Origin of the sequence: Roseinatronobacter sp. NSM, from assembly GCF_052379845.1 — a bacterium.
Classification (GTDB): Bacteria; Pseudomonadota; Alphaproteobacteria; order Rhodobacterales; family Rhodobacteraceae; genus Roseinatronobacter.
This window is the reverse complement of record NZ_JBQTCF010000003.1, coordinates 53,966-66,328: the sequence shown is the minus strand read 5'-3', so window position 1 is coordinate 66,328 and position 12,363 is coordinate 53,966. Positions and strand designations below refer to the sequence as shown.

The 12,363-nt window shown below is 58.2% G+C and carries 13 protein-coding genes; 2 read left to right on the top strand and 11 right to left on the bottom strand.

What is annotated here, in order from left to right:
• Positions 1–69: 69 nt before the first annotated feature.
• The 10 genes from ACTZWY_RS02520 to ACTZWY_RS02475 all read right to left on the bottom strand — a co-directional run bounded on the left by ACTZWY_RS02520 (position 70) and on the right by ACTZWY_RS02475 (position 9,824).
• A complete protein-coding gene (locus ACTZWY_RS02520; RefSeq protein ID WP_444789103.1) occupies positions 70–1,242 on the bottom strand; it encodes an AbrB family transcriptional regulator in 1,173 nt (390 codons plus the stop codon).
• Positions 1,239–2,138 carry a DMT family transporter gene (locus ACTZWY_RS02515; RefSeq protein WP_444789102.1) on the bottom strand — a complete coding sequence of 300 codons (900 nt, stop codon included), beginning with the start codon at positions 2,136–2,138 and terminating at the stop codon, positions 1,239–1,241. The genes ACTZWY_RS02520 and ACTZWY_RS02515 overlap by 4 nt, the downstream gene beginning before the upstream one ends.
• 13 nt (positions 2,139–2,151) lie before the next feature.
• Positions 2,152–3,150, bottom strand: coding sequence for an asparaginase (locus ACTZWY_RS02510; RefSeq protein ID WP_444789101.1), 999 nt, complete (start codon positions 3,148–3,150; stop codon positions 2,152–2,154).
• 44 nt (positions 3,151–3,194) lie between these two features.
• Positions 3,195–4,628, bottom strand: coding sequence for an amidase (locus ACTZWY_RS02505; RefSeq protein WP_444789100.1), 1,434 nt, complete (start codon positions 4,626–4,628; stop codon positions 3,195–3,197).
• A complete protein-coding gene (locus ACTZWY_RS02500; RefSeq protein WP_444789099.1) occupies positions 4,625–4,873 on the bottom strand; it encodes a hypothetical protein in 249 nt (82 codons plus the stop codon). The genes ACTZWY_RS02505 and ACTZWY_RS02500 overlap by 4 nt, the downstream gene beginning before the upstream one ends.
• Positions 4,874–4,940: 67 nt before the next feature.
• Positions 4,941–5,651: an isochorismatase family protein gene (locus tag ACTZWY_RS02495; protein WP_444789098.1), complete on the bottom strand. Its 711-nt coding sequence runs from the start codon at positions 5,649–5,651 to the stop codon at positions 4,941–4,943.
• An 18-nt stretch (positions 5,652–5,669) separates the two neighbouring features.
• On the bottom strand, positions 5,670–6,713 hold the full coding sequence (locus ACTZWY_RS02490; RefSeq protein WP_444789097.1) for an ABC transporter ATP-binding protein: 1,044 nt from the start codon (positions 6,711–6,713) through the stop codon (positions 5,670–5,672).
• A gap of 18 nt (positions 6,714–6,731) precedes the next feature.
• Positions 6,732–7,892: an ABC transporter ATP-binding protein gene (locus tag ACTZWY_RS02485; RefSeq protein WP_444789096.1), complete on the bottom strand. Its 1,161-nt coding sequence runs from the start codon at positions 7,890–7,892 to the stop codon at positions 6,732–6,734.
• A gap of 55 nt (positions 7,893–7,947) precedes the next feature.
• On the bottom strand, positions 7,948–8,853 hold the full coding sequence (locus ACTZWY_RS02480) for an ABC transporter permease (protein ID WP_444789095.1): 906 nt from the start codon (positions 8,851–8,853) through the stop codon (positions 7,948–7,950).
• A gap of 14 nt (positions 8,854–8,867) precedes the next feature.
• Positions 8,868–9,824, bottom strand: coding sequence for an ABC transporter permease (locus tag ACTZWY_RS02475; protein WP_444789094.1), 957 nt, complete (start codon positions 9,822–9,824; stop codon positions 8,868–8,870).
• Between ACTZWY_RS02475 and ACTZWY_RS02470 the strand changes: the two genes are divergently transcribed.
• Entirely contained in the window at positions 9,823–9,996 is a 174-nt protein-coding gene (locus tag ACTZWY_RS02470) for a hypothetical protein (RefSeq protein WP_444789093.1), read from the top strand. The two genes, ACTZWY_RS02475 and ACTZWY_RS02470, sit on opposite strands and share 2 nt — an antisense overlap.
• On the opposite strand, the gene ACTZWY_RS02465 is transcribed toward ACTZWY_RS02470, so the two are convergent.
• Positions 9,974–11,572: an ABC transporter substrate-binding protein gene (locus ACTZWY_RS02465; protein WP_444789092.1), complete on the bottom strand. Its 1,599-nt coding sequence runs from the start codon at positions 11,570–11,572 to the stop codon at positions 9,974–9,976. The genes ACTZWY_RS02470 and ACTZWY_RS02465 overlap by 23 nt on opposite strands.
• A 583-nt stretch (positions 11,573–12,155) precedes the next feature.
• Here ACTZWY_RS02465 and ACTZWY_RS02460 point away from each other — a divergent pair.
• Positions 12,156–12,362 (top strand): hypothetical protein, encoded by a 207-nt coding sequence (locus ACTZWY_RS02460; RefSeq protein WP_444789091.1) that lies wholly within the window; start codon positions 12,156–12,158, stop codon positions 12,360–12,362.
• The last annotated feature ends 1 nt before the right edge of the window (position 12,363 follow it).

The window sequence follows — 12,363 nt, the reverse complement described above, 5'->3', positions numbered from 1 at the left end:
CATCCCGCGACTTCTTTAGCATACATTTTTGGTTCATCCACCCCGAATGGACACAATTGAACCAAGTGTTCATTCATCAACGGACCGTTGAGCGGGTGAAGCGGTGCGATCCTGATCCGTCTGAGGATGTCCGCGCGGCAGGGTCAGGCGCGCCAGAAGCGCATAAATGGGCGCGGCCCCCAGCATGACCAGCAAGATACGCGCAAGGTGATGTGTGGCCACAAAAGCAACATCCGCGTTCAGCGCCAGCGCAACAAGGCTCATCTCGGCAAGGCCGCCGGGCGCATAGGCCAGAACCAGCGTGGCAAGCGGTATATCCGCAAGCGTTGCCACCACCGCTGCCGTTGCAAAGACAAGCGCAATAAGAATGACCGTCATCCCCATGGCAATGGCCATCATCCGCCCGATCAGGCGCGGGGCAACCCCCACGAACCGAACGCCAAGGACCGTGCCAATTATAAGCTGCGCGAATTTCACAATTTCATCAGGTGGCGAAAAGTCAGTCAGACCACTGACATGCAAAACGGCCGAAACCAGCATCGGCCCCATCAGGTCTTTTGCAGGCAGGCGCAACACGCGGCCCATGCGCGTGCCGACCACCGCGCAAAGCAGCAACAACGCGAAGGTTGACAGCGGTGCATCCAATATGCCCGCGCTGCCTTCGTCATAGCCATTGATTGGGACGCCTTCGGTCCATTGCAGGATAAAGGGCAGGGAAAACACAACCAGCAATATACGCGCCGAATGCATCAATGCCACGGCGCGTTCATCCGCGCCACGTTCCGCGCCCAGTTCAATCATTTCCACCAGCCCGCCCGGCATGCCCCCGAAAAACGCCGTCACCCGGTCGAACCCGGCCACTTTGTGCAGGTAGATCGCGCAGCACAGCCCCGACAGCGCCGAAAACACCGTTAATCCAACAAGCGTGGGCATCCAGACAAGCAAATTGTCCAGCACCGAAGGCGAGAATGACGCCCCCAGCAACACCCCAATCACAGCGGTCATGGGGGGGCGTATTCCTGCAGGGGCAAACAGCCGCAAGCGCAACACCGCCCCCAGCGTAACGAATGTCATTGACCCCAGCATCCACGGCAAGGGCAGCGACAGCCAGTCAAACAGAACGGCCCCCGCAACTGCCAAGGCCAGCGTGGCCGCAAATTTCCCCCATAAGCGCCACTGCGGCAATCCTGGGTTAGCCTGCAGCACCCGTGCGCGGTCTTTCTGGCGAAGGACAGGGATCATATTGTCATCCGTGCCGCTGCAGCACTGCGGAATGCCAGATAGGTGGCCCCCATCACCGCAATCGACCCAAGCATGACTGGCAATGTCGGAACCTCTGAAAACCACAGATACCCGATGATGACCGCCCAGATTATTTTTGTATAGGTCATCGGGGCTATTTCAGACGCAGTTGCGTGGTAGAAGGCGCGAACAATCACATATTGGCAAAGCCCGGACGCCACCCCCATACCAATAAGCCCCGCCAATTGCCACGGGGTTGGCGTGACATAGGAATAGAACATCAACGGCACCATAAGCAGCGCAGAAATACCCAGCGTATAGAATGCGATGGATTGCGTGCTGTCACTTGTCGACAGGCGCCGCTGTATCAGCATGGACGCAGCCCCCATCGCACTGCCGACCAAGGCGATCAGCCCCCCAATCACCGGACCGCCGCCCGTAGGCTGGACCATAACCAGCACGCCCCCCAACCCGATACCAACCGCAAGCCATTGCAGGCGCGTCGTTTTTTCCAACCCAAGCGCGAAGGCAAACACGCTGACAAGCAGCGGCTGCGTGAAGGAAATTGCCGTCACATCAACCAACGGCATGATGGAATAGGCAAAGAAAATGCACAGCAGCGTCCCGGTAAACAGCACAGACAACACCACATGTTCCTTGATCCGCGCGCTGCGCAGCGCAGCAAGCCCGCCCAGCGGCAAAAGCATGAACCACAGCGGGACCAGCGCAAACGCATTGCGAAACAAGATAACCTGATTGGGCGGAAACACTTCCATCTGGGCCTTTACAACCCCGTTCAGGATTGAAAACAGCCCTATCCCCACCAGCATCAACAGCAGTCCCTTGCGGGGATCGCGGTTTTCTTGGGTCGGGAAAATACCTTCACGCACGGCCATTGGACAGATTCTTTCAATATTTCAGGAAAATCCGCTCTATCTGCGACGGGTCCTTGGTGATGGTCAGCGCAAGCGCCAGAAGAATACGCGCTTTGGGGGGCGTCAGGTTATCGGCAGACAGGACTCCGCTGTCGCACATCCGCTTGCCGCGAAACACCCGGCCACTGCCTGCGCGGGTTGATTGCATGACCACGACACCCTTTTCTTTTACCGCCTGTGTCAGCACCTCGTGTTCGGCAGTTCCGGGAAAGCCGGGCGCAAACCCTGCCGAGATGATGCCCTGCGCCCCTGCCGCAATGAAAGCGCGCGACGCGGTTCCGTCACAGCCTGCATAGGAATACACAATGTCCACACGCGGCAATTCATCAAGGCTGCGAATGTCAAATTCCGTATCCGGATATGTGCAACGCACCGGGTTGCGGTAAAACACCACCCGGTCCCCGTCAGCATGGCCAAGCACACCGAAATCGGGGGAACGAAAGGTTTGCATGCGGAATGTCGATGTTTTGGCCACGTCCCGCGCGGCATGGATTTCATCATTCAGCAGCAGCAACACCCCCTTGCCGCGGGCCTCGGGGCTGGCCGCGGTGCGAATGGCGTTGGCCAGATTCATGCCTGCATCGGTGGATAAGGCCGACGCCGGTCTTTGCGCGCCGGTGACGACAATTGGCAAGGGGGTTTTGGCCACCAGCGACAGCATATAGGCCGTTTCTTCCATCGATGCAGTGCCGTGCGTGATCACAAACCCCGCAAGATCGGGGTGCGTGGCCGCAAGTTCATCCATCTTCAGAACAAGCGCCTTCCAATCCGCAAACCCCACATCAGGGCTTGGGATTGCCTTGTAGGGCACTGCAATAACATCAGCGCAGTCATGCACCTGCGGGAACAATTCCAGAATGCCCTCGATCTGAAGCATCTTTTGATTGGCACCATAATCCACAATATCAAACGGGCCGGTGCCAATAGAGGCAATGGTTCCCCCCGTCCCGATGACGGCGACCTTGGGTTTCATGTCAGATTTTCCTTTTAGATTAGCCGGTTAAGGGGAAATTGGGGTCAGGGCAGATCAGGAACGCGGTCGGGCAGGCCATGTGCCGCTTCAAACGCACCGGCAAAGCGGAACAAAAGCCGCTCGGAAAATGCGGGGCCGGCCAGTTGGAACGCGACAGGCAGGCCAGATGCGCTAAAGCCACAAGGCACCGTTAGCGCCGGGAACCCAAGGTAGTTGATCGGGCGTGTGCAGTGGTTGATGCTGCCAAGGATTTCGTGCAGCCCCGCGCCGTCACCAACATTGGTTTCCGCCAATGTTGGAACGGGAAACCGCAAGACAGGCAGGAACATCACATCCGCATCGCCAAATGCCGCGTCCGACACTGCGCGCGCAATGCTGCTGCGCAGGTGCAAGGCTTTCAGATACTCCACTGCGGTGACCCCAAACCCCGCCTGCATACGCGCGCGGATAAGTGGCGCGTATTTTTCAGGACAGGTCTGGTGCCAGAAATCATGCAGCGTGCATTGCTCCGAACTGCCGACAGCATTTCCCAAGGCGCCGATAATGTCGTGATGTGGCAGATCAACATGCACGATTTTGGCCCCCAGCGATGTGAAAACCGCCAGTGCGCTGTCCAGAAAATTCGAGATTTCGGGCGACATATCGTCAAAATAATAGGTCTTCGGCACCGCGATACGCAGCCCTGCGACCCCGGCATCAAGATCAGCTTCGTAATCATCCACAGGAACCGGCAGGGCTGTTGTATCCAACGGGTCCGGCCCGGAAATGACCGACAGCAAACGTGCGCAATCGCGCGCAGTGCGTGCAATAGGGCCAACATTATCAAGCGAAAACGAAAGGCCCATGACGCCGTGGCGCGACACACGGCCCTGTGTCGGCTTTATGCCATATGCCCCGCAAATTCCTGCAGGCAACCGCACCGAACCGCCAGTATCAGACCCCAGCGATCCCGCGACAAGCCTGCCGCCAACCGCCGACCCCGACCCGGTTGAAGACCCGCCCGTGATATGGTCAGGGTTCCACGGGTTATGACAATCCCCATAGTGCAGGTTATGCCCGGTCGGTCCCGATGCGAATTCGGACATGTTCAGCGTTCCCACATCCACCGCGCCCGCAATGTCCAGCTTTTGCAATACCGTCGCTGTGGTCTGCGCAACAAAATCGCGCCGGATTTCCGAGCCGCAGGTGCTGACCAACCCGGCGCGGTAATACATGTCCTTATGGGCAAGCACGGCCCCGTGCAGCGGCCCCGGCACCGCCCCCGTGGCCCGCGCGCAATCCAGACCCGCCGCAGTTTCCAAGGCGCGTTCGGCATCAATGCGGATAAAGCAGTTCAGCACCGGCTGACGCCGCGCGATCCGGTCCAGAACCGCCTGCGTCACCTCCTGCGCGGATGCATGGCCCGCGCAGACCGCATCCACCGTGTCCACAATGGACCAATCCGCGGGATCTGACCCCAGTTTTGCGTGGTCTTTCATGATGATGCGCCCCGCGTTCTGGTGGCGCCCGCCGCAGCGCCCGATATCAGCGCGCGGTCAAAATGCGCCGGTTCGGTGTCAAACAGGCTTGGCAACGGGCTTTTCAGCAGCGCGGCCGAAATACCATCTGTGATGCGCGCGATACGCTCTTCATCGGCGGCGGACACAAAAACACCCTGCACGCGCGCCAATTCTGCGCGCAAAGCCGGTTGCCGCGCGGGGCTGTCGGATATGTTGGAAGTCATCTGTCTTATACCTTTCTGTTTTCAGCTGCGGGCCACCACAGCCGTTCCGGGCATTCGGGCGGGCAAGTCAGCTGGCCTTGCGCTGGTCCGGCTGGGTATTGCGTGACAGGCAGGCGATCAGGTGATCGGTGTCCATCACGTCGCCGAATGTTGCGTAAAACGCCGTCAGGGCCGCGTTATGTTCGTCATCGGTCAGGGCCGCATTCGCATCGCTGACCATGATTGTCTTGAAATTCAGCATCATGGCGTCGCGCGCGGAACTGTCGCAACACACATTGGTGACTGTCCCCACAATCAGCACTGTGTCGCAATCGGCCGCTTTCAACCGCTGCGGCAGATCGGATGACCCGCTGATGAATGCAGAAAACCTTGTTTTCTGCACGGTTTCATCGCCGGGTTGCACATCAAGCGTTGGATAAAGTGCGTGCCCTTCGCTGCCTTCGGACATGGACCTGACCCGGTGCAACTGCTTTTCACGCACTGTATAGTCATGAAGAACGGACCATTCGGTAAGGCAGCTGTCGTCATGGGTGTTCTGCACCCAGAACACCTTGCCACCCGCTGCCCTGACGGCCCGCGCCAGACGGTTGACATTTGGCACAATCTGCACGGCGGTTTCGCAAAGGGCATGGGCCACACCGGGCACCATGAACCCGTTTTGCAGGTCGATGACAACCAATGCCGTGCGCGCCGGGTCCAGATCGCTGAAGGGATGGGCGCTGCCGCGCCGGTCAATCACGCGGTCTATGATGTGTTGGGGAATATGTGTTTTATGCATGTCGAAACCCTTTCATGGTCAGGCGCTGACCTTTTGTGGCAAAATATTCGGCCCGCGCGACGGGTCGGGCAAAATGCATCGGGCGTAGCGGTCCGTTCCCAGAACCACCTGTGGCGGTTCGGATGTATGACAGCTTTCGGACACATGCGGACAGCGCGGCGCGAAACTGCAGCCGGCCACGCGCAAGCGCATATCGGGCGGGCTGCCGGGAATGGCGGGAATGTCCTTGTTGCGGTCCTGCCCATGCACGGTTGAGGCCAGCATTCCCTGTGTGTAGGGGTGTTGGGGGTTGCGCAACACATCGCGGACATGCCCCATCTCGACAATCTGGCCCGCATACATGACCGCAACCTTGTCCGCGACCTGCGCGGCCACAGACAGGTCATGGGTGACAAAGATCATGCCCATTCCCATTTCCTTTTGCAGTTTGCGCAGCAAGATCAGCACCTGAATCTGTACTGTGGCATCCAGCGCGGTCGTCGGCTCATCCGCCAGCAGCAGCTTGGGGCTGCACGACAAGGCCATCGCAATCATCGCGCGTTGTCGCAGCCCGCCGGACAATTCGAACGGATAGGATTTCAGACGCCGCGCCGCGGACGGCACACGCACGAATTCCAGCAAATCCAATGCCCGTTTCATGGCCACGTCGCGCCCGACAGGTTCATGGCGCAGGATGGTTTCAGATATCTGGTCCCCGATCGTATAAACCGGGTCAAGCGCGGTCATGGGTTCCTGAAAAATCATCGAGACATCGCGCCCGCGCATCGCGGTCAGTTCAGATTGCGTCATGGACAGCACATCGCGGCCCGACACCTGCACCTTGCCCGCGATCTGTGCCTTGTCGGGCAACAGGCGCATCAGCGCGCGCATGGACACCGATTTCCCGGAACCGGATTCCCCGATCACACACAGCACTTCGCCGGGCATCAGGCGGAAATCCACGCCATTGACGGCATAAACCGTCGCTTCTCTGGAGACGAACTTGACGGACATCCCCTGCACATCGACAATGGGAACGGCTGTATCGGGGGCGCTTGACGTGGCGACCTGGTCGTTTGGCATGGTCGTGCCTCCTTCTTTTCAGGCGTGAACGCGGGTTGGATGGGTCTTGAGGACCGTGCCGGGTGCCGCGTCTGGTGCAGGCGGCCTGCTGCTCAGGCTGTGGCCTTCGACGGGGTTATACATGTGACACGCGACAGTGTGACTTTCCGGGCCGGTCCATTTTGAAATGGCGGGCGGGGTGCTGGCGCAGATGGGTTCGGCATAGGGGCAGCGGGTTCTGAACCGACATCCCGATGGCGGGTTGATGGGGTTTGGCGGGTCCCCCGCGATCGGGGCGTCATCCATCCTGTCGTCAGGGTCCATCGACAGCCGCGAGCGCAGCAGCGCGCGCGTATAGGGATGGCGCGGCCGGTTGTATATTTCATCCACGGGGCCAAGTTCGACCACCTCGCCCAGATACATGACCAGAACCCGGTCAGAAATATACTGCACCACATTCAGGTCATGGCTGATGAAGACATATGTCAGGTTGAAATGCCGCTTCAGGAACCGCAGCAGGTTCAGAACCTGCGCTTCTACCGACTTGTCCAGCGCGGACACCGCTTCATCCAGAATGACCAGACGCGGCGAGAGGGCAAGCGCGCGGGCGATGTTGACGCGCTGCTTCTGACCGCCGGACAGTTCATGCGGGTAGCGCGGCCCAAAAATCTCGGGGCGCAGCCCGACCTTGCGCAGAATGTCGCGCGACAATTCCCGCGCGGCCTTGCCATTCATGCCATGCACTTTCGGGCCATAGCTGACGGAATCTTCGACGGGCAAGCGGGGGTTCAGTGACGAATAGCTGTCCTGAAACACCATTTGCGCTGCTTCGCGGAATTTGCGCATGGGCATTCCGCCATTGACGCCCACGGCCTCGCCGTCGAAAATCAACTCTCCCGATGTGCGGTCAAGAAGATGCATCAGCAAACGCGCAAGCGTCGATTTTCCGCAACCACTTTCACCAACAACGCCAAGCGTTTCGCCTTTCAGGACCTGAAAGCTTACGTTGCTTACCGCTTGCACCTGCGCTGTGGTCCGGTTCAGCAGACCGCCGCGCACCGGAAAATTCTTGACAAGATCCTTCACCAGAAAAAGCGGTTGGGCGGGGCCGCCTTTGTCGCGCGGGTCCTTGTTGGACACTACGTCAATTACGGGCGGGGCGGGTTGTCCTGTCAGGGGGGGGATGTCTGTCTTGTTCACTGTTGCAACTCCTTGCACTGCGTGACGGGGAACTGGTCTGCGCGGGCCGGGCCGGTCACATCTTGACGTCCATTGCCTGACGCAAACCGTCGCTGACCATGTTGAACGACAACGAGGTGATAAGAATGGCGATGCCCGGAATGGCGCAAACAACCGGGTTTACATAGATGGCCTGCCGCAAGGTCGACAGCATCAGCCCCCAATCCGGCGTCGGTGGGGCCACCCCCAGCCCAAGGAATGACAGCCCCGAAGCCACGAGGATGGACACCGACACCATGCCAGATGCATAAACAAACACCGGCGCCAGAACATTGCCCAGAATATGGGTTCCGATAATGGACGCAGGCCCCGCACCAGACGCGCGTGCGGCTTCCACAAAATCCAGCCCGCGCACTTGCGTCGTTGCGGTTTCGGCCACGCGACATAAGGGGGGGATGAACACAACGGTCAGCGAAATCAGGCCATTCATCATGCCGCCGCCCATGGCACCGGAAATGGCCACTGCCAACAGGATTGACGGGAAGGCATAGAACACATCCATCACGCGCATGATCATCATGTTCACGGTGCCGCCCATGAACCCGGCAATCACCCCCAGCCCGCCCCCGATCAGCAGCGCAAGGGCTACAGGCAACAACCCCATCAGCAAGGAACTGCGCCCGCCCCAGATAATTCGCGACAGCATATCACGGCCCAATTCATCGGTTCCCAGAATGAACCCCTGATAGCCCACAGGTTTCAGCCGGTTGATCATGCCGGTTTCCAGCGGGTCGCGCAGTGGCAGGACCGGGGCAAGAACGGCCAGTAAAACGATGGTCAGAATGATCGCGCCAAAAAACAGCGTTACCTTGTCATGGCGCAGGCGCAGCCGGACCAGTTGCCAATAGGTGCGCACCCGGTCCTGTTGCGGTTCGGAAATCACGGCATCTGCGGTCCCAAGCGATATGTTCGTGTCCGTCATGTGAAAACTCCCTCTCAGGTGCGTTTGATGCGCGGGTCAACTGCGGTTTGCAGCAGATCAACAACAAGGTTGGTCGCAACGAAGATCAGCGCCAGAACAAGTATGGTCCCTTGCAGCACTGGAATATCGCGGTTCAGAATGGCCTGATTCAGCAAGGAACCGGTGCCGGGCCATGTGAAGATCGTCTCAACCAGGATTGATCCGCCCATAAGATAGCCAAATTGCAGCCCCATGACGGCCAGCACACCGGGCAGGGCATTTCGCACCGCGTGGTTCAGCACGGCCCATTCATTCAGGCCCTTGGCGCGCAATGTCTGGACAAAATCCTGACCCAGCACCTCGGACACGGCGGAACGGGTGGTGCGCATGATAATTCCCAGCGGAATAAGCGCCATGGTAATGACCGGCAGCACCAGATGGCGCAAGCTGTCCAGACTGAACAATGAAAACCCGCCAGACCCCGCTGGCCCCATGCCCGTGGCAGGAAGCCAGCGCAGCTGCACGGAAAAAATGATGATCAGCACAATCCCGAACCAGTAGTTGGGAATACTGACCCCAAGCACCGAAAACCCTGTGGCAAGCCGGTCAACTGCATGACCATTATAATACGCGGCCACTGTTCCCAGAACGAAAGCCACAGAAAAAGCCACCACCACCGACACCGCAGACAGGATGATTGTGTTGACAAGCGCTTTGCTGACCTCGTTCAGAACGGGCCGGTCTGTCTGGATCGAGGTCCCAAGATCCCCTGACAGCGCATTTCCCAGCCAGATCAGGTATTGAACCGGAATAGGCTTATCCAGCCCGTATGCCCGCTTCATCATCTCGACAACTTCGGGGCTGGCGTCATCGGGCAACAAACGGGTCAGCGGGTCGCCGGGGGCCATATAGACAAGCGCGAAACAGAACACCGTCACGCCAATCGAAATGGGAATAGCATACAGAATGCGGTGAATGATGTATGAAATCATGACGTTTCCTTACAGTGATGATCGTCAGGGCCGGGCACGGACGGGTGGCGATGATCTGGTGCAGCTTGATCGCCATGCGATGCGGGGCAAACGGTCGTGTGCCGCCGCAGGGGAACAGGTGCCGGGGCCGCAGGACCCCGGCGCAGTGCTTAATTGGTTTGACCAAAACTGATGGGTGTCATGTCCTGAAACCAGCTTTGCGCCTGCACAAAACCGCTCAGCGTTGGTGACAGCGCACGCGGATTGGTGTCATGGGTCACGAAAATCATGATCGCATCGGACACAAACAGCTCATGCGCCTGGGTGATCAGGGCGTCGCGTTCTGTCTGATCGAAAGTTTCATAGATCTTGGTAATCAGCGCTTCGGCTTCGGGGCTGGAATAATGGCCGAAATTGCCGCCTGCCGGTCCATGCTGGCTTTCCAGCATAAAGCGGAACAAACCAGAGAAGGGGTCTTGCAGTGCCCGGCTGACATTGATGGCGTCATATTCGGGATAGGTTGGACGCCCGCTCAGCGCCACATCAATCAGCTTGTTCCAGTCCATAACTTCCAGGGTCACGCGAAATCCGGCGGCGTTCAACTGCGAGGAGACAAGTTCATTCATTGGCAAGGGCTGCATCTGCCCCGAACCGGATGTCGACACCGCGAAAGTCACGTCACAAGGCAGGCAGCCGGCTTCCTCCAACAGGGCGCGGGCCTTTTCGGGGTCGAATTCGTATTTCAGCGGGTCCCCAAAATAAGGCGAATCCGGTGGATACGCGCCATACCCCGGCAGCGCATAGCCGTTCAGCATGGCCACCATTTCGTCGCGGTTGATCGCATAGTTAGCCGCCTGCCTGACCCGGATATCCGCGAAGGGACCATCCACAAAATTCAGCTGATAGCCCCAGTTATGCGGATAGGGGGCTGTTGTAATCGTCATGCCCGCGCCCTGAAGCATGGGAATTGTGTCCGGCGATGGCGCTTCGACCAGATCAACCTGCCCAGCCATCAGGGCCGCCGCGCGGGTGGTGGCTTCTGGCATTGGCAGCAGCAAAAGCCGGTCATGACGCGGTATGCGGTCCGCATCCCAATAGTCAGTATTTGCAACCAGTTCCAAGCGCTCACGCGGCACCATCTGGTCAAACTTGTAGGGGCCGGTTCCTGAAGGGGCCATTGCATAGGCGGCATAATCGCTGCCTGCCGCCTCAAACGCGCATTGCGAGATCATGAATATGAAACTGGTCTGCAATGGGAAAAGGCTGTCGGTGCGCTTCATGTTGATGGCGACGGTATAATCGTCGATTTTGTCAATGCTAGCGATGTCCACCGTTCTTGTGCGGATGGCTGCATATTGCTGCGGGTTGAACGCGGGGTGATCTTCCAATGTCAGGCGTTCATAATTCCACACGACATTATCAGCATTGAAGGGGCAGCCGTCATGGAAGCTGACGCCCTGCCTTAGTTCAAAAACCCAGCGTTTATTGTCGTCAGGGTCGATATACCAATCAGTGGCCAAGCCCGGAATGACATCGGATTCCGTGTCCCCTTGCGACAGGTCCCACAACAGAAGCGAGTCATACAGCTTGTAGCCGACGAACCTGTAGCCCTCGAACCCTTGATCGGGCTGGCCAATGGTCAGGGGAATGTCACCCGCCGTCATGGCCACGCGCAACACTGTTTCTGCATACCCCGCACCGGGTATCGCCCCCAATGACAGCGCAGCAACACCTGCGGCAATTTCTTTCCTAAACTTTCGGAGTGTCATGTTTGTCAGCCTTTCATCTTTGGTTGATGGGTCTTGCCTTGACATACGCAGCCTGCAGACGCGGATACCCTGATCGCGCTTGTGACCTTGAGAGCCGGATCACATCGCGGCCTCATGGAAAATTTGTGCACGCGCCCGCGCTGGCCGGTCAACAAACTTGATCTTGCGATATACCGTTTTGGATACAATAATGCCGCAATGCCGAATAATTCATCTTTCGGCTTTAATTTCCAGCACACCATTACCGACCCCTCCAGAACGGAAAAACCCAGCCCAAACAGCACAATTGTAGAAAATGACTGCATTTATCACATTAAAATCAATGTATAAGGGGCAATTCTCAGCCAAGCCGCAGCACCACGCAGGATTTCCGACCACCCGATTCGAACGACACCCCCACAAGCAGGATGCACATATCTGTCAAAAAAATTATGCTGCGGTTGCATTATTGTATGCAATATTGCGATACCTAACATTATAGCATACGATGATAGCTACAGATTGATTCCAGCGCATCGCTGCCATGCGCCAGCACATTTGAACCGTGATTTACCCCACCCCCACCCCGAAAGGACCATTGACCATGTCGCAAAAAACCGATCCCGAACTGCTGGTCGAAGCGATTGCCGCGCGGAACGGCCTGCCCCTGCCAGAAGATCGCAAACCCGCAATTGTAAGCGGCTTTCTGGAACTTGAAGCCATGTGCGCCCGGCTTCGCACCGCCAACCTGACCGCGGCAGACGAACCCGCGAACACCTATGGTTTTGCCCCAATCACAAGGATTGCATGAC